The organism is Pseudocitrobacter sp. CD920760 (assembly GCF_057782505.1).
Map to the genome: position 1 here is coordinate 817,569 of NZ_CM173490.1, position 21,226 is coordinate 838,794.

Genomic DNA, 21,226 nt, shown 5'->3' on the forward strand with positions numbered 1-21,226 from the left:
GTTGTTACCCGTGACGATTTGTCGTCGGGTGATAAAAAATGGAGGTTTTGCTACGAAACGCGTATTCCTCCGAGTATCTGCCAAACGCTTTTCTTATCGTTGAATTATTCCACCACCTTTATTGTTGTTTGCTTTCTTTTCTTCTTTTTCCCCTTTAAGACTCCGTAGTTACGCCGATTGCCTGCCTGATGCTGAGCGGTTATGTTGTTTCATTATGGTAATTACATAAGCATGCGCGGTCAGTTGGCTGACCGTGCGGCATGATTGCGCGGAAATGAATTCTGCCATCATCAAAATATCAGCCTGGAGGCAAACCATGGAGATGTTGTCTGGCGCCGAGATGGTCGTCCGGTCGTTAATCGATCAGGGCGTGAAGCAGGTCTTTGGCTATCCCGGGGGCGCGGTCCTCGATATCTACGATGCGCTGCATACCGTTGGCGGAATCGATCATGTGCTGGTGCGCCACGAGCAGGCGGCGGTACATATGGCGGATGGCCTTGCGCGCGCGACCGGCGAAGTCGGCGTGGTGCTGGTGACATCCGGGCCGGGCGCGACCAACGCGATTACGGGGATTGCAACAGCTTATATGGACTCCATCCCGTTGGTGGTGCTTTCCGGTCAGGTGGCAACCTCGCTGATTGGCTATGACGCCTTCCAGGAGTGTGACATGGTGGGGATCTCCCGCCCGGTCGTGAAGCACAGCTTCCTGGTGAAGCAAACGGAAGATATTCCGGGTGTACTGAAAAAAGCCTTCTGGCTGGCGGCCAGCGGTCGCCCTGGTCCGGTCGTCGTGGATCTGCCGAAAGATATTCTCAACCCGGCGAATAAGCTGCCGTATCACTACCCCGATTCGGTCAGTATGCGCTCCTATAACCCGACCACCACCGGGCACAAAGGGCAAATTAAGCGCGCGCTGCAAACGCTGGTGGCAGCCAAAAAACCAGTCGTTTACGTCGGTGGCGGGGCGGTCAACGCCGAATGCCATGAACAATTACGCACGCTGATTGAAAAACTGAATCTGCCGGTGGCGTCATCGCTGATGGGGCTCGGCGCATTCCCGGCAACGCATCAGCAGGCGCTGGGTATGCTGGGCATGCATGGCACCTATGAAGCCAACATGACGATGCACAATTCCGATGTGATCTTCGCCGTTGGTGTGCGCTTTGATGATCGCACCACCAATAATCTGGCGAAATACTGCCCGGACGCCACCGTGCTGCACATTGACATCGATCCGACGTCGATCTCGAAAACCGTCGCGGCGGATATTCCGATCGTTGGCGATGCGCGGCTGGTGCTGGAGCAGATGCTGGAACTGCTGGATCAAGAAGAGACAACGCAGCCGCTGGATGAGATCCGCGACTGGTGGCAACAAATCGAGCAGTGGCGCGCGCGTCACTGCCTGAGCTACGACAAAAACAGCGATCAAATCAAGCCGCAGGCGGTCATCGAAACGATCTGGCGTCTGACGGAAGGCGAGGCTTACGTGACCTCTGACGTGGGGCAGCATCAGATGTTCGCTGCGCTCTATTATCCGTTTGCCAAACCGCGCCGTTGGATCAACTCCGGCGGTCTTGGCACGATGGGCTTTGGCCTGCCTGCTGCGCTGGGCGTGAAAATGGCGCTGCCGGACGAAACGGTCGTCTGCGTGACCGGCGATGGCAGTATCCAGATGAACATTCAGGAGCTCTCCACCGCCTTGCAGTACAACCTGCCGGTGCTGGTGCTGAACCTGAATAACGGTTATCTCGGCATGGTGAAGCAGTGGCAGGACATGATTTACTCCGGTCGCCACTCGCAATCCTATATGCAATCGTTGCCGGATTTCGTGCGCCTGGCTGAAGCCTATGGTCACGTGGGAATACGCATCACCACACCTGACGAGCTGGAAAGCAAACTGGCGCAGGCGCTGGAGCAGGTGCGCAACAACCGCCTGGTGTTTGTCGATGTGGCGGTTGATGGCAGTGAGCATGTCTATCCGATGCATATTCGCGGTGGCGGAATGGACGAGATGTGGCTGAGTAAAACGGAGAGAACCTGATTATGCGCCGGATATTATCGGTATTACTGGAAAACGAATCGGGCGCGTTGTCACGCGTGATTGGTCTTTTCTCGCAGCGTGGCTACAACATTGAGAGCCTGACCGTTGCGCCAACCGACGACCCAACCCTCTCGCGTATGACCATTCAAACGGTCGGCGATGACAAAGCCATTGAGCAGATTGAAAAGCAGCTGCACAAGCTGGTGGATGTGCTGCGCGTGAATGAGATAGGACAGGGCGCGTACGTTGAGCGTGAAATCATGCTGGTTAAAGTGCAGGCCAGCGGCTACGGGCGCGACGAAGTGAAACGCAACACGGAAATCTTCCGTGGGCAAATTATCGACGTCACACCCTCTATTTATACCGTTCAACTGGCGGGCACCAGCGACAAGCTGGATGCGTTCCTCGCGTCGCTGCGTGATGTTGCCCGAATCGTTGAAGTGGCGCGCTCGGGCGTAGTGGGGTTATCGCGCGGCGATAAGATCATGCGTTAGTGCAGAACTCATCCGTTTTACGTAGCCCAGCGTCGCGTTGGGCTTTTTTTTGCGAAACGGGCAATAACTGCGAACAAAAGCTATTGCCGCTGCCAGGAATCTGCGGTTAGATGTTATAAATTTTATTCCATAATTTAACAATGGTTATGGATTGTACTTTTTGAAGCAAGGGGCAATTGTGAAACTGGATGAAATCGCCCGGCTTGCCGGTGTGTCGCGAACCACCGCCAGCTATGTGATTAACGGTAAGGCCAAGCAGTATCGCGTCAGCGATAAAACAGTCGAAAAAGTGATGGCCGTGGTGCGCGAGCACAACTACCATCCTAACGCCGTCGCTGCCGGCTTACGTGCGGGACGCACGCGTTCTATCGGGTTGGTGATCCCTGACCTGGAAAACACCAGCTATACCCGTATTGCGAACTATCTTGAACGCCAGGCGCGTCAGCGTGGGTATCAGCTGTTGATCGCCTGTTCGGAAGATCAGCCCGACAACGAGATGCGCTGTATTGAGCATCTGCTGCAACGCCAGGTCGATGCCATCATCGTTTCCACTTCTCTGCCGCCGGAACATCCTTTCTATCAGCGTTGGGCGAATGATTCATTCCCCATCGTCGCACTGGACCGCGCGCTGGATCGCGAACATTTCACCAGCGTCGTCGGGGCCGATCAGGACGATGCCGAAATGCTGGCGGAAGAGCTGCGTAAGTTCCCGGCAGAAACGGTCCTCTATTTAGGTGCGTTACCGGAACTCTCCGTGAGCTTCCTGCGTGAGCAGGGCTTCCGTACTGCGTGGAAAGATGACCCTCGCGAAGTTCACTACCTCTACGCCAACAGCTATGAGCGCGAAGCCGCGGCGGTGCTGTTTGAGAAATGGCTGGAAACCCATCCTATGCCGGATGCGCTGTTCACGACGTCATTTGCCCTGTTGCAGGGCGTGATGGACGTGACGCTACGCCGCGAAGGGAAGCTGCCTTCTGAACTGGCGATTGCCACCTTCGGCGATAATGAACTGCTCGATTTCCTGCAGTGCCCGGTGCTTGCAGTGGCGCAGCGTCACCGCGATGTCGCTGAACGCGTGCTGGAAATTGTGCTGGCGAGTCTCGATGAACCGCGCAAACCGAAGCCAGGCCTGAGCCGCATTCGTCGTAATCTTTACCGTCGGGGCAGTCTGAGCCGTCGTTAAGCCTGCTGGCGATAGAGCATCTATATTGTCTTTATCGCCAGATCATTAGCTGCCTTATATTATTCAGAATAATCCTCATTTTTTTAAGGTTCTTATTTCATTTACCGCATTATCCGTTTGATACGTCGTCAATTAAGTAAATGGAAAGTAAAATTAACTCGATTATGAATTATTTTGTTATATTCATATCTACGAATGCTGAAATAACAGCCACTTCTCCAGACCGGCCTCCGCGCCGCGCCAGACAAGCCTTTTAAATACTGATAACGGACATAACAAGGGCTGTTAACGGACATCAGAATGTCCTAAAATGCCGCTCGCGTCGCAAACTGACACTTTATATATTCTATCGATGATATTTAGTGACCTTAAAATGTTACGAATCTGTTGAGTTTTTTTCTTACACATATTCATGACGTTAATTTGCCTCGACAGTAGTACGGAATTTAATCGGGGCTATTAATGGCCGCAAAGAGTGGGTTTTTAAGCTCCGTTGGCAATGATGCTGGCTTGACAAGCTTTTCCTCTGCTCCGTAAACTCCTTTAGGTGGGAATTTGTGGGTTAAAGTGGCGAGAAGGGGTGAAGCTGGCATGTTCCGCGGGGCAACGTTAGTCAATCTCGACAGCAAGGGGCGTTTAGCCGTCCCTACCCGGTATCGGGATACGCTGATTGAGAACGCTACCGGTCAAATGGTGTGCACCATTGACATCCATCACCCATGCCTGCTGCTTTACCCCCTGCCCGAATGGGAAATCATCGAGCAAAAACTCTCGCGTTTGTCGAGCATGAATCCCGCAGAGCGCCGCGTACAGCGGTTGTTGTTAGGGCATGCCAGCGAATGCCAAATGGATAACGCGGGGCGACTCTTGATCGCACCGGTTTTACGGCAACATGCCGGATTGACAAAAGAAGTGATGCTGGTTGGGCAGTTCAATAAGTTTGAACTGTGGGATGAAACGACCTGGTATCAACGGGTCAGGGAAGATATCGACGCTGAGCAAACCGCTTCAGACGCGCTTTCGGAACGGTTGCAGGATTTGTCCTTATAAAATGATGGAAACTTTTAAACATAAAACGGTACTGCTGGACGACGCCGTCAACGGCCTGAATATTCGCCCGGATGGTATCTACATCGATGGTACTTTTGGTCGCGGTGGCCACTCGCGTCTTATCCTCTCGCAGCTTGGCGAGCAGGGGCGACTGCTGGCTATCGATCGCGACCCGCAGGCTATTGCCGTAGCAAACACCATTGATGATCCTCGCTTCTCCATCATTCATGGTCCTTTCTCCGCGTTGGCTGACTATGTTAGTGAGCGCGAACTTACAGGCAAGATCGACGGCATTCTGCTCGATCTTGGCGTCTCTTCACCGCAGCTTGACGATGCTGAACGCGGCTTCTCCTTTATGCGCGACGGGCCGCTGGATATGCGTATGGACCCGACGCGCGGCCAGTCTGCCGCCGAATGGCTGCAAACGGCGGACGAAGCGGATATCGCCTGGGTGATTAAAACCTACGGCGAAGAACGCTTCGGCAAACGTATTGCTCGCGCCATCGTTGAGCGTAATCGCATTGAGCCCATGACCCGCACCAAAGAACTGGCGGAAGTGGTGGCAGCGGCGATGCCGGTGAAAGACAAATTCAAACATCCCGCGACCCGTACCTTCCAGGCGGTGCGCATCTGGGTAAACAGTGAACTGGAGGAGATAGAGCAGGCGCTAAAAGGCTCGATCGACGTGCTGGCCCCGGGTGGGCGGCTGTCAGTTATCAGTTTCCACTCGCTGGAAGACCGTATTGTAAAACGCTTTATGCGTGAGCAAAGCCGCGGTCCGCAGGTTCCGGCAGGGTTACCTATGACTGAAGAGCAACTCAGGAAGCTGGGTGGCCGTCATTTACGAGCGCTAGGCAAGTTGATGCCGGGCGAAGAAGAAGTGGCTGAAAATCCACGTGCCCGTAGTTCAGTGCTGCGTATCGCAGAGAGGACGAACGCATGATCAGCAGAGTGACAGAAGCCCTAAGCAAAGTTAAGGGATCGATTGGAAGTAACGAGCGCCATGCCTTGCCTGGCGTTATCGGAGACGATCTTTTGCGGTTTGGGAAGCTGCCACTCTGCCTGTTCATTTGCATCATTGTTACGGCTGTCACCGTGGTGACGACGGCGCATCATACCCGTCTGTTAACCGCCCAACGCGAGCAGCTGGTGCTGGAACGTGATGCGCTGGATATCGAATGGCGCAACCTGATTTTAGAAGAGAACGCCCTCGGCGATCATAGCCGGGTTGAGCGTATCGCCACGGAAAAGTTGCAAATGCAACATGTTGATCCGTCAAAAGAAAACATAGTTGTACAGAAATAAGGATTATCGCAACGCATGAAAGCAGCGGGAAAGACGCTCAAACCAAAACGTCAGGAAGAACAGGCCAACTTTATCAGTTGGCGTTTTGCGTTGCTGTGCGGCTGTATTCTGGTGGCTCTCGGCTTCCTGCTGGGCCGCGTTGCGTGGTTGCAGATAATCAACCCGGATATGCTGGTGCGTCAGGGCGATATGCGCTCCCTGCGCGTTCAGGAAGTGTCTACTTCTCGCGGGATGATCACCGACCGCTCTGGCCGGCCATTAGCGGTGAGCGTACCGGTGAAAGCGATTTGGGCCGACCCGAAAGAAGTGCATGATGCGGGCGGCGTGAGCGTCGGCGATCGCTGGAACGCGCTCTCTACCGCGCTGAATCTGCCGCTGGATCAGCTGGCAAACCGTATCAATGCGAACCCGAAAGGGCGCTTTATCTACCTTGCTCGCCAGGTTAATCCTGACATGGCGGACTACATCAAAAAACTCAAACTGCCGGGTATTCATCTGCGTGAAGAGTCGCGCCGTTACTATCCGTCAGGCGAAGTCACTTCTCACCTTATTGGCTTCACTAACGTCGATAGCCAGGGGATCGAGGGCGTCGAGAAGAGCTTTGATAAGTGGCTGACCGGGCAACCGGGCGAACGTATCGTGCGTAAAGACCGCTACGGGCGCGTTATCGAGGATATCTCCTCAACGGACAGCCAGGCGGCGCACAACCTTGCGCTGAGTATCGATGAGCGTTTACAAGCGCTGGTGTACCGCGAACTGAACAACGCCGTGGCGTTTAACAAAGCGGAATCGGGCAGCGCAGTGCTGGTCGATGTGAACACGGGTGAAGTGCTGGCGATGGCCAACAGCCCCTCCTATAACCCAAACAACTTCTCCGGCACGGCCAAAGACACCATGCGTAACCGCGCCATCACCGACGTGTTTGAACCGGGTTCAACGGTTAAACCGATGGTGGTAATGACCGCGTTGCAGCGCGGCGTGGTGCGTGAAAATACCGTGCTGAATACTATTCCTTACCGTATTAACGGCCACGAAATTAAAGACGTGGCGCGCTACAGCGAATTGACCCTGACCGGGGTACTACAGAAGTCGAGTAACGTCGGTGTTTCCAAGCTGGCGTTAGCGATGCCGTCCTCAGCGTTAGTAGAGACTTACTCACGTTTTGGATTGGGAAAAGCGACCAATTTGGGGTTGGTCGGAGAACGCAGTGGCTTATATCCTCAAAAACAACGGTGGTCTGACATAGAGAGGGCCACCTTCTCTTTCGGCTACGGGCTAATGGTAACGCCGTTACAGTTAGCGCGAGTCTACGCAACGATAGGCAGCTACGGGGTTTACCGTCCGCTGTCGATAACCAAAGTTGACCCTCCGGTTCCTGGCGAACGTATTTTCCCGGAATCCATCGTACGTACCGTGGTTCACATGATGGAAAGCGTGGCGCTGCCTGGCGGCGGCGGCGTGAAAGCGGCGATCAAAGGCTATCGCATCGCCATCAAAACCGGTACGGCGAAAAAAGTGGGGCCAGACGGGCGTTACATCAATAAATATATTGCTTACACCGCGGGCGTTGCGCCAGCCAGCCAGCCACGTTTTGCGCTGGTGGTGGTCATCAACGACCCGCAGGCAGGTAAATACTACGGCGGCGCCGTTTCCGCGCCGGTCTTCGGTGCCATCATGGGCGGCGTTCTGCGTACCATGAACATCGAGCCGGATGCGCTGGCAACGGGCGAAAAAAGTGAATTTGTGATTAATCAAGGCGAGGGAACAGGTGGCAGATCGTAATTTGCGCGACCTTCTCGCTCCGTGGGTGCCAAATGCGCCGGAGCGAGCACTGCGAGAGATGACACTCGACAGCCGTGTGGCTGCATCGGGCGATCTCTTCGTAGCGGTGGTTGGTCATCAGGCGGACGGGCGTCGTTATATCCCGCAGGCAATTGCGCAAGGTGTAGCTGCCATTATAGCCGAGGCAAAAGATGAAGCGACCGATGGCGAAATCCGTGAAATGCACGGCGTCCCGGTTATTTACCTCAGCCAGTTGACGGAGCGCTTATCGGCACTGGCCGGCCGTTTTTACCATGAACCGTCTGACCGTTTGCGCCTCGTGGGCGTGACCGGCACCAACGGTAAAACCACCACCACCCAACTGCTCGCACAGTGGGGGCAACTGCTGGGCGAAACCAGCGCGGTGATGGGCACGGTCGGTAACGGCCTGCTGGGTAAAGTGATCCCAACAGAAAATACCACCGGTTCAGCGGTTGATGTTCAGCACGTGCTGTCCGGCCTGGCAGACCAGGGCGCGACGCTGGCGGCAATGGAAGTCTCTTCCCACGGGCTGGTACAGCACCGCGTGGCGGCACTGAAATTTGTGGCTTCTGTGTTTACTAACCTGAGCCGCGATCACCTTGATTATCATGGTGATATGGAACATTACGAAGCAGCGAAATGGCTGCTGTACTCCACGCACCACTGCGGCCAGGCGATTGTTAACGCCGACGATGAAGTGGGCCGCCGCTGGCTGGCAAGATTGCCGGACGCGGTTGCGGTGTCAATGGAAGAGCACATCAATCCGAACTGCCACGGGCGCTGGTTAAAAGCGACCGAGGTGAATTATCACGACAGCGGCGCAACCATCCGTTTCAGCTCGACCTGGGGCGACGGCGAAATCGAGAGCCGCCTGATGGGCGCGTTCAACGTCAGCAACCTGTTGCTGGCGCTGGCCACGCTGCTGGCGCTCGGTTATCCGCTGGCGGATCTGCTGAAAACCGCTTCCCGCCTGCAACCGGTTTGTGGCCGTATGGAAGTGTTTAGCGCACCGGGTAAACCGACGGTGGTTGTCGATTACGCTCACACGCCGGATGCGCTGGAAAAAGCGCTCGAAGCGGCGCGTCTGCACTGCGCAGGCAAACTATGGTGCGTCTTTGGCTGCGGCGGTGACCGTGATAAAGGTAAACGCCCGCTGATGGGCGCGATTGCCGAGCAGTTTGCCGATATCGCCGTTGTCACCGATGACAACCCGCGTACCGAAGAGCCACGCGCCATCATCAACGACATTCTTGCGGGCATGCTTGATGCCGGCCACGCGAAAGTGATGGAAGGGCGTGCGCAAGCGGTCACTAACGCCATCATGCAGGCGAAGCCTGATGACCTGGTGCTGCTGGCCGGTAAAGGTCATGAAGATTATCAAATTGTCGGCACTCAACGTCTCGACTATTCCGACCGTGTAACCGCAGCGCGTCTGCTGGGAGTGATCGCATGATTAGCGTAACGCTTAGCGAACTGGCTGGCATTCTGCACGGTGAACTGAATGGTGCTGACCTGCGTATCGAAGATGTCACCACCGATACGCGCAAATTAACGCCGGGCTGCCTGTTTGTGGCCCTGAAAGGCGAGCGTTTTGACGCCCACGATTTCGTTGAAAAAGCGAAAGAGGGTGGGGCGGGCGCGCTGTTAGTCAGCCGTAAACTGGATATCGATCTGCCGCAACTGGTGGTGAAGGATACCCGTCTGGCGTTCGGTGAACTGGCGGCATGGGTTCGCCAGCAAGTGCCAACGCGCGTCGTCGCGCTGACGGGCTCTTCCGGTAAAACCTCGGTGAAAGAGATGACCGCCGCCATTCTGGGTCAGTGCGGCAACACGCTTTATACCGCAGGTAACCTCAATAATGACATCGGTGTGCCGATGACATTACTGCGCCTGACGAAAGAACACGAATTCGCGGTGATTGAACTGGGTGCCAACCATCAGGGCGAAATCGCCTGGACGGTGAGCCTGACTCGCCCGGAAGCGGCGCTGGTGAACAATCTCGCGGCGGCGCATCTGGAAGGGTTCGGATCGCTGGCGGGCGTGGCAAAAGCCAAAGGTGAGATTTTCACCGGCCTGCCGGTTAACGGTATCGCTATCCTGAATGCCGACAACAACGACTGGCTGAACTGGCAAGCGATTATTGGCTCGCGCAAAGTGTGGCGCTTCTCGCCGAATGCGGCGAACAGCGATTTCACCGCGACCAATATTCACGTTACCAGCCATGGCACCGAATTTACGCTGCAAACGCCAACCGGCGACCTAGACGTACTGCTGCCGCTGCCGGGTCGCCACAACATTGCTAACGCGCTGGCCGCGACGGCACTGGCGATGGCGGTGGGGGCGGACTTAAACGCGGTGAAAGCCGGGTTGGCGAAGCTGACTTCCGTTCCGGGGCGTTTGTTCCCGATTCACCTGAGCGACACCCAACTACTGCTCGACGACTCCTATAACGCCAACGTCGGTTCGATGACCGCTGCGGTGCAGGTGCTCGAAGAGATGCCGGGTTATCGCGTGCTGGTGGTCGGCGATATGGCCGAACTGGGCGCAGAAAGTGAAGCCTGCCACATTCAGGTTGGCGACGCTGCGAAAACGGCGGGCATCGATAAAGTCTTAAGCGTTGGTAAATTAAGTCAGGCAATCAGTTCTGCCAGCGGCGTCGGCGAGCATTTCACCGACAAAGCAGCAGCCATTGCGCGTCTTAAAACGCTCATTAATGAACAGCAAACCCTCACCATTCTGGTGAAAGGATCACGTAGTGCCGCCATGGAAGAGGTAGTACGCGCATTACAGGAGAACGGGACATGTTAGTTTGGCTGGCCGAACATTTGGTCAAATATTATTCCGGCTTTAACGTCTTTTCCTATCTGACGTTTCGCGCCATCGTCAGCCTGCTGACCGCGCTGTTCATCTCATTGTGGATGGGCCCGCGCATGATCGCCCATTTACAGAAACTCTCCTTCGGACAGGTTGTGCGTAACGATGGTCCGGAATCGCACTTCAGCAAACGCGGTACGCCGACAATGGGCGGGATCATGATCCTCACCGCGATTGTGGTTTCCGTGTTGCTGTGGGCTTATCCGTCCAACCCGTACGTCTGGTGCGTGCTGGTGGTGCTGGTCGGCTACGGCATTATTGGTTTTGTCGATGACTATCGCAAAGTTGTCCGTAAAGACACCAAGGGCCTGATCGCGCGCTGGAAATATTTCTGGATGTCGGTGATTGCGCTGGGCGTGGCGTTCGCGCTGTATCTGGCGGGTAAAGATACGCCAGCCACGCAGCTGGTGGTGCCGTTCTTTAAAGACGTGATGCCGCAACTGGGGCTGTTCTACATCCTTCTGGCGTACTTTGTTGTTGTCGGTACCGGTAACGCAGTGAACCTGACCGATGGCCTGGACGGCCTGGCTATCATGCCAACCGTCTTCGTTGCCGGTGGTTTTGCTCTGGTAGCGTGGGCGACCGGTAACATGAACTTCGCTAACTATCTGCATATTCCGTATCTGCGGCATGCGGGGGAGCTGGTTATCGTCTGCACCGCGATTGTCGGGGCAGGGCTGGGCTTCCTGTGGTTTAACACCTATCCGGCACAAGTCTTTATGGGCGATGTCGGTTCGCTGGCGCTGGGCGGCGCATTGGGCATTATCGCCGTGCTGCTGCGTCAGGAGTTCCTGTTGGTGATTATGGGCGGCGTGTTTGTGGTTGAAACGCTGTCGGTGATTTTGCAGGTCGGTTCCTTCAAGCTGCGCGGTCAGCGCATCTTCCGTATGGCACCGATTCACCACCACTATGAACTGAAAGGCTGGCCGGAACCGCGCGTCATTGTGCGCTTCTGGATTATTTCGCTGATGCTGGTGCTGATTGGCCTGGCTACGCTGAAGGTACGTTAATCATGGCAGATTACCAGGGTAAAAATGTTGTCATTATCGGTCTTGGTTTGACCGGGCTCTCCTGCGTCGATTTCTTCATGGCGCGTGGCGTAACGCCGCGCGTGATGGATACGCGAGCCACTCCCCCTGGGCTGGATAAACTGCCGGAAGAGGTTGAGCGTTACGTTGGTAGTCTGAATGATGACTGGTTGCTGGCTGCGGATTTGATTGTCGCCAGCCCCGGCATCGCGCTGGCGCACCCGTCTCTGAGCGCGGCGGCTGATGCAGGTATCGAAATCGTCGGTGATATCGAACTCTTCTGCCGTGAAGCGCAAGCGCCGATCGTGGCGATCACCGGTTCCAACGGCAAAAGTACCGTTACCACGCTGGTCGGTGAAATGGCCAAAGCGGCGGGCGTGAATGTTGGCGTTGGCGGCAATATTGGCCTGCCCGCGCTGATGCTGCTCGACCCGACGCGCGAACTCTATGTTCTGGAACTCTCCAGCTTCCAGCTGGAAACCACGTCCAGCTTGCAGGCTGCGGCGGCAACCATTCTGAACGTCACTGAAGATCATATGGACCGCTATCCGTTTGGCCTGCAGCAGTATCGTGCCGCCAAACTGCGCGTCTATGAAAATGCCAAAACCTGTGTGGTGAACGCTGATGATGCGTTGACCATGCCGATTCGCGGCGCCGATGAGCGCTGCGTCAGCTTTGGCGTCGATGTCGGTGATTACCACCTTAATCGCCAGCAGGGGGAAACCTGGCTGCGCGTGAAAGGTGAAAAGGTCCTCAACGTTAAAGAGATGACCCTTACCGGACAGCACAACTACAGTAATGCGCTGGCGGCGCTGGCGCTGGCGGATGCCGTCGGCCTGCCGCGAGCCAGCAGCCTGAAGGCGCTGACCACCTTCGCCGGGCTAGCGCATCGCTTCCAGGTGGTGCTGAATCACAATGGCGTTCGCTGGATCAACGACTCAAAAGCGACCAACGTCGGCAGTACGGAAGCGGCGCTCAACGGCTTACACGTTGATGGCACACTCTGGCTGCTGCTGGGTGGCGACGGGAAATCCGCCGATTTCAGCCCGCTGGCGCGCTATCTGACCGGCGATAATATTCGTCTTTACTGCTTTGGCCGCGACGGCAGCGAACTTGCCGCTATACGTCCGGAAATCGCCACCGAAACGGAGACGATGGAACAGGCTATGCGCGCCATTGCGCCGCAGCTGAAAGCCGGAGACATGGTGCTGCTGTCACCGGCCTGCGCCAGTCTCGATCAGTTTAAAAGCTTTGAGCAACGCGGCGACGTGTTTGCACGACTGGCGAAGGAGTTAGGTTGATGCGTTTATCCCTCCCGCGCCTGAAAATGCCTCGCCTGCCAGGGTTTGCCATCCTGGCGTGGGTATTTGCCGCGCTGAAAGGCTGGGTGATGGGCTCCCGGGCACAGGATAACGACAGCCTGGTGATGTACGATCGCACCCTGCTGTGGCTGACCTTCGGCCTGGCGGCGATCGGTTTCGTGATGGTGACCTCGGCATCCATGCCGGTTGGTCAGCGTCTGGCGAACGATCCTTTCCTGTTCGCCAAACGTGATGGCCTCTATATCGTGCTGGCGTTTGCGCTGGCGATGATCACGCTGCGTCTGCCGATGGAGTTCTGGCAGCGCTACAGCACCTCGATGCTGATTGCGTCTATCGCCATGCTGTTGATTGTACTGGTCGTCGGGAGCTCGGTTAACGGGGCATCACGCTGGATTGCCTTCGGCCCGCTGCGTATTCAGCCAGCGGAGTTCACCAAGCTGTCGCTGTTCTGCTATATCGCCAACTATCTGGTGCGTAAAGCCGACGAAGTGCGTAACAACCTGCGCGGCTTCTTAAAGCCGATGGGTGTCATTTTCGTGCTGGCGATTTTACTGCTGGCACAGCCGGACCTCGGTACGGTCGTCGTGCTGTTCGTCACTACGCTAGCGATGCTGTTCCTGGCTGGTGCGAAGCTGTGGCAGTTCATCGCCATCATCGGTATGGGGATTTCAGCGGTGGTGCTGTTGATCCTCGCCGAGCCGTATCGTATTCGTCGTGTGACCTCGTTCTGGAACCCGTGGGAAGATCCGTTTGGTAGCGGTTACCAGCTTACCCAATCACTGATGGCTTTTGGTCGCGGTGAAATGTGGGGGCAAGGGCTGGGTAATTCGGTGCAAAAACTGGAGTATCTGCCGGAAGCGCATACCGACTTCATCTTCGCCATTATCGGCGAGGAACTCGGTTATATCGGTGTGGTACTGGCGCTTTTAATGGTATTCTTCGTCGCTTTCCGAGCGATGTCCATTGGGCGTAAAGCGCTGGAACTCAACCAGCGATTCGCCGGTTTTCTGGCCTGCGCGATTGGCGTGTGGTTCAGTTTCCAGGCGCTGGTTAACGTCGGCGCGGCAGCCGGTATGCTGCCGACCAAAGGTCTGACCCTGCCGCTTATCAGTTACGGTGGTTCCAGTCTGCTGATTATGTCGACAGCGATTATGTTCCTGTTACGTATAGATTATGAAACACGTCTGGAAAAAGCCCAGGCGTTTACCCGAGGTTCCAGATGAGCGGTGAAACGAAGCGGTTAATGGTGATGGCAGGCGGTACCGGCGGGCATGTGTTCCCCGGGCTGGCGGTTGCGCACCATTTAATGGACCAGGGCTGGCAAGTACGCTGGCTGGGTACCGCTGATCGTATGGAAGCGGATCTCGTGCCGAAACACGGTATCGAAATCGACTTTATTCGTATTTCTGGCTTGCGTGGCAAAGGTGTAAAAGCATTACTGCTTGCGCCGCTGCGCATCTTTAATGCTTGGCGTCAGGCGCGCGCGATCATGAAACGCTTTAAACCGGACGTGGTGCTGGGAATGGGCGGTTATGTCTCTGGCCCTGGTGGTCTGGCGGCGTGGTCACTCGGTATTCCCGTTGTGCTGCACGAACAGAATGGCATTGCTGGCCTGACCAACAAATGGCTGGCGAAGATCGCGAAAACCGTGATGCAGGCGTTTCCCGGCGCATTTCCTGATGCGGAAGTGGTGGGTAACCCGGTTCGCGTCGATGTGCTGGCGCTGCCGCTGCCGGAACAGCGTCTGGCGGGGCGTGAAGGCCCGGTACGCGTGTTGGTCGTGGGCGGTTCGCAGGGTGCGCGCATCCTGAACCAGACCATGCCGCAGGTGGCGTCGAAGCTGGGCGAAACCATTACCATCTGGCATCAGAGCGGGAAAGGCGCGCAGCAAACCGTCGAGCAGGCGTATGAAGACGCGGGCGAGCCGCAGCATAAAGTCACCGAATTTATCGATGATATGGCTGCTGCGTATGCCTGGGCTGATGTGGTGGTGTGCCGTTCCGGCGCGCTGACCGTCAGCGAAATCGCTGCGGCCGGTCTGCCGGCTATCTTTGTGCCGTTCCAGCATAAAGACAGACAGCAGTACTGGAATGCGCTGCCGCTGGAACAAGCCGGCGCGGCGAAAATTTATGAGCAACCGCAGTTTACCGCTGAAGCGGTTGCCACGACGCTGGAGCTCTGGGATCGCAAAACCCTGCTGGAAATGGCAGATCGCGCACGCGCGACGGCAATCCCGGATGCAACAGAGCGAGTAGCAAAAGCAGTAAGCCTGGCAGCTCAGGCTTAACCCTCGCGGCGCGCGTTGCGCTGCACGAATTTTAGAAGTCGATGGCGTTGAGAGAATGAATACACAACAACTGGCGAAACTGCGTTCCATTGTGCCCGAGATGCGTCGCGTCCGGCACATTCACTTTGTGGGTATCGGCGGTGCCGGTATGGGCGGTATCGCCGAAGTTCTGGCCAACGAAGGTTATCAGATCAGCGGTTCCGATTTGGCGCCGAACCCGGTTACGCAGCAACTGTCGCAGCTGGGTGCCACGATTTATTTCAACCATCGCCCGGAAAACGTCCGCGATGCGAGCGTGGTTGTGGTATCGACGGCGATTGCCGCCGATAACCCGGAAATTGTTGCTGCGCACGAAGCGCGTATCCCGGTGATCCGCCGCGCCGAAATGCTGGCTGAGCTGATGCGTTTTCGTCACGGCATCGCCATCGCCGGGACACACGGTAAAACGACCACCACCGCGATGGTCTCCAGTATTTACGCGGAAGCCGGGCTGGACCCGACTTTCGTCAACGGCGGTCTGGTAAAAGCCGCGGGCGTGCATGCGCGTCTGGGCCACAGCCGTTACCTGATTGCGGAAGCGGATGAGAGCGATGCGTCGTTCCTGCATCTGCAACCGATGGTGGCTATTGTCACTAACATCGAAGCCGACCACATGGATACCTACCAGGGCGACTTCGAGAATTTGAAGCAGACGTTTATCAACTTCCTGCACAACTTGCCGTTTTACGGTCGTGCGGTGATGTGTGTGGACGATCCGGTGATCCGCGAGCTGCTGCCGCGCGTAGGCCGTCAAACCACCACTTACGGTTTTAGCGATGACGCGGATGTGCGCGTTGAAGACTATCAGCAGGTGGGTCCGCAGGGGCACTTCACGCTGGTGCGTCAGGATAAAGAAGATTTGCGCGTCACGCTGAATGCGCCGGGGCGTCACAATGCGCTGAACGCTGCCGCCGCCGTCGCGGTCGCCACGGAAGAGGGCATTGAAGACGATGCGATTCTGCGCGCGCTGGAAAGCTTCCAGGGCACAGGCCGTCGTTTCGATTTCCTTGGCGAATATCCGCTGGACGAGGTGAATGGCAAAGCGGGTACTGCGATGCTGGTTGATGACTATGGCCATCACCCAACGGAAGTGGACGCCACCATTAAAGCCGCACGCGCGGGCTGGCCGGATAAAAATCTGGTGATGGTGTTCCAGCCGCACCGTTATACCCGTACGCGCGATCTGTACGATGATTTTGCCAACGTGCTGACGCAGGTTGATGCGCTGCTGATGCTGGATGTGTATCCGGCTGGCGAAGCACCGATTCCGGGCGCAGATAGCCGCTCGCTGTGCCGTACGATCCGCGGTCGCGGTAAAGTTGACCCGATTCTGGTCTCCGACCCGGCTCAGGTCGCTGAAATGCTGGCGCCGGTACTGACGGGTAACGACTTAGTACTGATTCAGGGTGCTGGAAATATCGGCAAAATCGCGCGTAACTTAGCTGAAATCAAACTCAAGCCGCAAACTCAGGAGGAAGAGCGTCATGGCTGATAAAATCGCTGTCCTTCTGGGGGGCACCTCCGCAGAGCGTGAGGTTTCGCTGAACTCCGGGGCCGCCGTGCTGGCTGGCCTGCGTGAGGCGGGTGTCGATGCGCATCCGGTCGACCCGAAAGAGGTTGATGTTACCCAGCTGAAAAATATGGGTTTTCAGAAAGCGTTTATTGCACTTCACGGTCGAGGCGGGGAAGATGGCACGTTACAGGGATTACTGGAACTGCTAAAACTGCCTTACACCGGTAGCGGCGTGATGGCATCGGCCATTTCGATGGATAAACTGCGCAGCAAATTGCTGTGGCAGGGCGCGGGTTTACCGGTCGCACCCTGGGTGGCGATCACGCGTAAAGAGTTTGAATCAGGGCTGAATGACGAAGTAAAACAGCAGCTTACCGAACTTGGTTTGCCGCTCATCGTCAAGCCGAGCCGTGAAGGCTCAAGCGTTGGGATGTCAAAAGTTAACGAGAGTGGTGAATTGACCCAGGCGTTAACGCTGGCGTTTCAACATGATGAAGAAGTTCTGGTGGAGAAATGGCTCAGTGGCCCCGAATTCACCGTTGCGGTGCTTGGCGAAGAAATTTTACCGTCAATTCGCATCCAACCTGCCGGAACCTTCTATGATTATGATGCGAAGTATCTCTCTGATGAGACGAAGTATTTCTGTCCTGGTTGCGAAGATAACGCCCAGGAAGCAGCAATGCAGTCTCTGGTGCTAAAAGCATGGACTGTTCTTGGCTGTCGTGGCTGGGGTCGAATTGACGTGATGCAAGACCGTGATGGTCAGCTTTATCTGCTGGAGGCGAATACCTCTCCGGGGATGACCAGCCACAGTCTGGTGCCGATGGCGGCGCGTCAGGCGGGAATGAGCTTCTCGCAACTGGTAGTACGAATTCTGGACCTGGCGGGGTGATATGTCGCAGGCTGCGCTGAATACGCGGAACCGTGAAGAAGAAGAGTACAATTCTTCGCGGCGCAATAATGGAACGCGTCTTGCAGGAATTGTCTTCCTGCTGGCGGTGTTGTTGACCGTGTTGATTAGCGGCTGGGTCGTGCTGGGCTGGATGGAAGATGCGCAGCGTTTGCCTATCTCGAAACTGGTGGTCACCGGCGAGCGGCACTACACGCGCAACGACGACATCCGCCAGTCTATTCTGGCGCTGGGATCGCCAGGAACCTTTATGACTCAGGACGTGAATATCGTTCAGGGGCAAATTGAACGCCTGCCGTGGATTAAACAGGCAAGCGTAAGAAAGCAGTGGCCAGACGAATTGAAGATTCATCTGGTTGAATATGTGCCGATTGCACGTTGGAATGATCAGCATATGGTGGATGCCGAAGGCAACTCCTTCAGCGTACCCGCCGATCGCGCCAACAAGCAGAGTTTGCCCATGTTGTATGGCCCTGAAGGCAGCGAAAGCGAAGTCTTGCAGGGATACCGCGACATGGGGGCCGTGCTGGCGAAAGGGAAGTTCACATTAAAAGTGGCGGCAATGACGGCACGCCGTTCCTGGCAGTTGACGTTGGGCGATGGTATCAAGCTCAACCTGGGACGGGGTGACACCATGAAGCGGCTTGAGCGCTTTTTAGAACTGTATCCGGTTCTTCAGCAGCAGGCGCAAACAGAAGGTAATCGGATTAGCTACGTTGATTTGCGCTATGACTCAGGGGCGTCAGTAGGTTGGGAGCCTGCCCCTGTCGAAGAAACCAGTCAACAACAGAATCAGGCACAGGCAGAACAACAATGATCAAGGCGACGGACAGAAAACTGGTAGTTGGACTGGAGATTGGCACCGCGAAGGTCGCCGCTTTAGTAGGGGAAGTTCTGCCCGACGGCATGGTCAATATCATCGGCGTGGGCAGTTGCCCATCGCGGGGTATGGACAAAGGCGGGGTAAATGACCTCGAGTCGGTAGTGAAATGCGTACAACGCGCTATCGACCAGGCTGAATTGATGGCGGATTGCCAGATCTCCTCTGTATATCTGGCGCTTTCCGGCAAACACATAAGCTGTCAAAATGAGATTGGCATGGTGCCTATCTCAGAAGAAGAAGTGACGCAGGAAGATGTCGAAAACGTGGTGCATACGGCGAAATCCGTTCGCGTCCGCGATGAGCACCGTGTTTTGCACGTGATTCCGCAGGAATACGCGATTGATTACCAGGAAGGCATCAAAAACCCGGTCGGCTTGTCTGGCGTGCGTATGCAGGCCAAGGTCCATCTGATTACCTGCCACAACGATATGGCGAAAAACATCGTCAAAGCCGTGGAACGTTGTGGTCTGAAAGTTGACCAACTGATATTTGCCGGGCTGGCAGCCAGTTATTCGGTCCTGACGGAAGATGAACGTGAGCTGGGTGTCTGCGTAGTGGATATCGGTGGTGGTACAATGGACATCGCCGTTTATACTGGCGGGGCGCTGCGCCACACCAAAGTCATCCCTTATGCAGGGAACGTGGTCACCAGCGATATCGCTTACGCCTTCGGGACGCCACCGAGTGATGCCGAAGCGATTAAAGTGCGCCATGGTTGTGCACTGGGCTCCATCGTGGGCAAAGACGAGAGCGTTGAAGTGCCGAGCGTGGGTGGTCGTCCGCCGCGCAGCCTGCAGCGCCAGACGTTGGCAGAAGTCATTGAGCCGCGCTACACCGAGCTGCTCAATCTGGTCAACGAAGAAATTTTGCAGTTACAGGAACAGCTTCGCCAGCAAGGGGTCAAACATCACCTCGCGGCGGGGATTGTACTCACCGGTGGCGCGGCGCAAATTGAAGGCCTGGCGGCCTGCGCCCAGCGCGTGTTCCATACGCAGGTACGTATTGGCGCGCCGCTGAATATCACCGGTTTGACGGATTACGCCCAGGAGCCGTATTACTCAACGGCTGTGGGCCTGCTGCACTATGGGAAAGAGTCCCACTTGAGCGGTGAAGCAGAAGTAGACAAGCGTGTGACCGCATCGGTTGGTTCATGGATTAAGCGATTGAACAGCTGGCTGCGAAAAGAGTTTTAATTTTTTAAGAGAGCGCAGAAAATTAGCGCTTTCAGGCGACAGGCACATACACGATGTCTTTCAGGCTGTGGTAGAGCGGTCTGATTGAAAAAGTGTATAAAACGGAGAGAGACTATGTTTGAACCTATGGAACTGACCAACGACGCGGTGATTAAAGTCATCGGCGTCGGTGGCGGCGGCGGTAATGCCGTTGAGCACATGGTGCGCGAGCGCATCGAAGGTGTTGAATTTTTCGCAGTGAATACCGACGCTCAGGCGTTACGTAAAACGGCTGTTGGCCAGACAATCCAGATCGGTAGCGGTATTACCAAAGGTCTGGGTGCGGGTGCAAACCCGGAAGTGGGCCGTAACGCTGCTGATGAAGACCGCGAAGCACTGCGCGCTGCATTAGATGGCGCAGACATGGTCTTTATCGCCGCAGGCATGGGTGGTGGCACCGGTACGGGTGCAGCGCCGGTTGTGGCTGAAGTGGCTAAAGATTTAGGTATTCTGACCGTTGCTGTCGTGACTAAGCCTTTCAACTTTGAAGGCAAAAAGCGTATGGCATTCGCGGAACAGGGTATCACTGAACTGTCCAAACACGTGGACTCCCTGATCACCATCCCGAACGACAAGCTGCTGAAAGTGCTGGGTCGCGGTATCTCTCTGCTCGACGCTTTCGGCGCGGCAAACGACGTACTGAAGGGCGCGGTTCAGGGTATCGCCGAGCTGATTACTCGCCCGGGCCTGATGAACGTCGACTTTGCTGACGTGCGTACCGTGATGTCAGAAATGGGCTATGCCATGATGGGCTCTGGCCTGGCAAGCGGTGAAGACCGTGCTGAAGAAGCGGCTGAAATGGCGATCTCTTCTCCACTTCTGGAAGATATCGACCTGTCTGGCGCTCGCGGCGTGCTGGTCAACATCACCGCTGGCTTTGACCTGCGTCTGGATGAGTTCGAAACTGTGGGTAACACCATCCGTGCATTTGCATCGGATAACGCGACCGTGGTTATCGGTACTTCCCTTGACCCGGATATGAACGACGAACTGCGCGTGACTGTTGTTGCAACCGGTATTGGTATGGACAAACGTCCGGAAATTACCCTGGTGACCAACAAGCAGACTCAGCAGCCGGTTATGGATCGCTACCAGCAGCACGGCATGACGCCGCTGACGCAGGAGCAGAAACCAGCCGCTAAAGTGGTTAACGACAATACGCCGCAGACCACCAAAGAACCGGACTACCTGGATATCCCGGCGTTTTTACGTAAGCAGGCTGATTAAGAATTAGCTCAAAGTTGGGAATGCCCGCTCTTTGT

The 21,226-nt window shown here is 56.0% G+C and carries 18 protein-coding genes; all 18 read left to right on the forward strand.

Annotated features, from left to right (window positions below; genetic code table 11):
- Nucleotides 1–316: 316 nt before the first annotated feature.
- The 18 genes from ilvI (at nucleotide 317) to ftsZ (ending at nucleotide 21,191) form a co-directional block, all read left to right on the forward strand.
- A complete protein-coding gene (ilvI, locus tag AC1MKH_RS03735) occupies nucleotides 317–2,041 on the forward strand; it encodes an acetolactate synthase 3 large subunit (protein WP_015965933.1) in 1,725 nt (574 codons plus the stop codon).
- A gap of 2 nt (nucleotides 2,042–2,043) precedes the next feature.
- Nucleotides 2,044–2,535 carry an acetolactate synthase small subunit gene (ilvN, locus tag AC1MKH_RS03740; protein ID WP_015965932.1) on the forward strand — a complete coding sequence of 164 codons (492 nt, stop codon included), beginning with the start codon at nucleotides 2,044–2,046 and terminating at the stop codon, nucleotides 2,533–2,535.
- Between the two features lie 178 nt (nucleotides 2,536–2,713).
- On the forward strand, nucleotides 2,714–3,718 hold the full coding sequence (gene cra / locus AC1MKH_RS03745; protein WP_015965931.1) for a catabolite repressor/activator: 1,005 nt from the start codon (nucleotides 2,714–2,716) through the stop codon (nucleotides 3,716–3,718).
- A 591-nt stretch (nucleotides 3,719–4,309) separates the two neighbouring features.
- Nucleotides 4,310–4,768, forward strand: coding sequence for a division/cell wall cluster transcriptional repressor MraZ (mraZ, locus tag AC1MKH_RS03750; protein ID WP_041686318.1), 459 nt, complete (start codon nucleotides 4,310–4,312; stop codon nucleotides 4,766–4,768).
- A gap of 1 nt (nucleotide 4,769) precedes the next feature.
- On the forward strand, nucleotides 4,770–5,711 hold the full coding sequence (gene rsmH, locus AC1MKH_RS03755; RefSeq protein ID WP_276221756.1) for a 16S rRNA (cytosine(1402)-N(4))-methyltransferase RsmH: 942 nt from the start codon (nucleotides 4,770–4,772) through the stop codon (nucleotides 5,709–5,711).
- Nucleotides 5,708–6,073: a cell division protein FtsL gene (gene ftsL / locus AC1MKH_RS03760; protein ID WP_015965928.1), complete on the forward strand. Its 366-nt coding sequence runs from the start codon at nucleotides 5,708–5,710 to the stop codon at nucleotides 6,071–6,073. Before rsmH ends, ftsL begins: the two co-directional genes overlap by 4 nt.
- Nucleotides 6,074–6,088: 15 nt before the next feature.
- A complete protein-coding gene (gene ftsI, locus AC1MKH_RS03765) occupies nucleotides 6,089–7,855 on the forward strand; it encodes a peptidoglycan glycosyltransferase FtsI (RefSeq protein WP_149463100.1) in 1,767 nt (588 codons plus the stop codon).
- A complete protein-coding gene (murE, locus tag AC1MKH_RS03770; protein ID WP_276221753.1) occupies nucleotides 7,842–9,329 on the forward strand; it encodes a UDP-N-acetylmuramoyl-L-alanyl-D-glutamate--2,6-diaminopimelate ligase in 1,488 nt (495 codons plus the stop codon). Before ftsI ends, murE begins: the two co-directional genes overlap by 14 nt.
- Nucleotides 9,326–10,684: a UDP-N-acetylmuramoyl-tripeptide--D-alanyl-D-alanine ligase gene (murF, locus tag AC1MKH_RS03775; protein WP_276221750.1), complete on the forward strand. Its 1,359-nt coding sequence runs from the start codon at nucleotides 9,326–9,328 to the stop codon at nucleotides 10,682–10,684. Before murE ends, murF begins: the two co-directional genes overlap by 4 nt.
- Nucleotides 10,678–11,760 carry a phospho-N-acetylmuramoyl-pentapeptide-transferase gene (mraY, locus tag AC1MKH_RS03780; protein WP_015965924.1) on the forward strand — a complete coding sequence of 361 codons (1,083 nt, stop codon included), beginning with the start codon at nucleotides 10,678–10,680 and terminating at the stop codon, nucleotides 11,758–11,760. Before murF ends, mraY begins: the two co-directional genes overlap by 7 nt.
- Nucleotides 11,761–11,762: 2 nt before the next feature.
- Entirely contained in the window at nucleotides 11,763–13,079 is a 1,317-nt protein-coding gene (gene murD / locus AC1MKH_RS03785; protein ID WP_276221748.1) for a UDP-N-acetylmuramoyl-L-alanine--D-glutamate ligase, read from the forward strand.
- Nucleotides 13,079–14,323 (forward strand): cell division protein FtsW, encoded by a 1,245-nt coding sequence (ftsW, locus tag AC1MKH_RS03790; RefSeq protein WP_276221746.1) that lies wholly within the window; start codon nucleotides 13,079–13,081, stop codon nucleotides 14,321–14,323. The genes murD and ftsW overlap by 1 nt, the downstream gene beginning before the upstream one ends.
- On the forward strand, nucleotides 14,320–15,387 hold the full coding sequence (gene murG, locus AC1MKH_RS03795; protein ID WP_276221744.1) for an undecaprenyldiphospho-muramoylpentapeptide beta-N-acetylglucosaminyltransferase: 1,068 nt from the start codon (nucleotides 14,320–14,322) through the stop codon (nucleotides 15,385–15,387). Before ftsW ends, murG begins: the two co-directional genes overlap by 4 nt.
- A gap of 55 nt (nucleotides 15,388–15,442) precedes the next feature.
- Nucleotides 15,443–16,918, forward strand: coding sequence for a UDP-N-acetylmuramate--L-alanine ligase (gene murC, locus AC1MKH_RS03800; protein WP_276221742.1), 1,476 nt, complete (start codon nucleotides 15,443–15,445; stop codon nucleotides 16,916–16,918).
- Nucleotides 16,911–17,831: a D-alanine--D-alanine ligase gene (locus AC1MKH_RS03805; RefSeq protein WP_231825380.1), complete on the forward strand. Its 921-nt coding sequence runs from the start codon at nucleotides 16,911–16,913 to the stop codon at nucleotides 17,829–17,831. Before murC ends, AC1MKH_RS03805 begins: the two co-directional genes overlap by 8 nt.
- Nucleotide 17,832: 1 nt before the next feature.
- Nucleotides 17,833–18,666: a cell division protein FtsQ gene (gene ftsQ, locus AC1MKH_RS03810; RefSeq protein WP_149463109.1), complete on the forward strand. Its 834-nt coding sequence runs from the start codon at nucleotides 17,833–17,835 to the stop codon at nucleotides 18,664–18,666.
- Nucleotides 18,663–19,925, forward strand: a complete 1,263-nt coding sequence (gene ftsA, locus AC1MKH_RS03815; RefSeq protein WP_015965917.1) for a cell division protein FtsA — start codon at nucleotides 18,663–18,665, stop codon at nucleotides 19,923–19,925. Before ftsQ ends, ftsA begins: the two co-directional genes overlap by 4 nt.
- Before the next feature lie 114 nt (nucleotides 19,926–20,039).
- Nucleotides 20,040–21,191 (forward strand): cell division protein FtsZ, encoded by a 1,152-nt coding sequence (gene ftsZ, locus AC1MKH_RS03820; protein ID WP_015965916.1) that lies wholly within the window; start codon nucleotides 20,040–20,042, stop codon nucleotides 21,189–21,191.
- Nucleotides 21,192–21,226 lie beyond the last annotated feature (35 nt).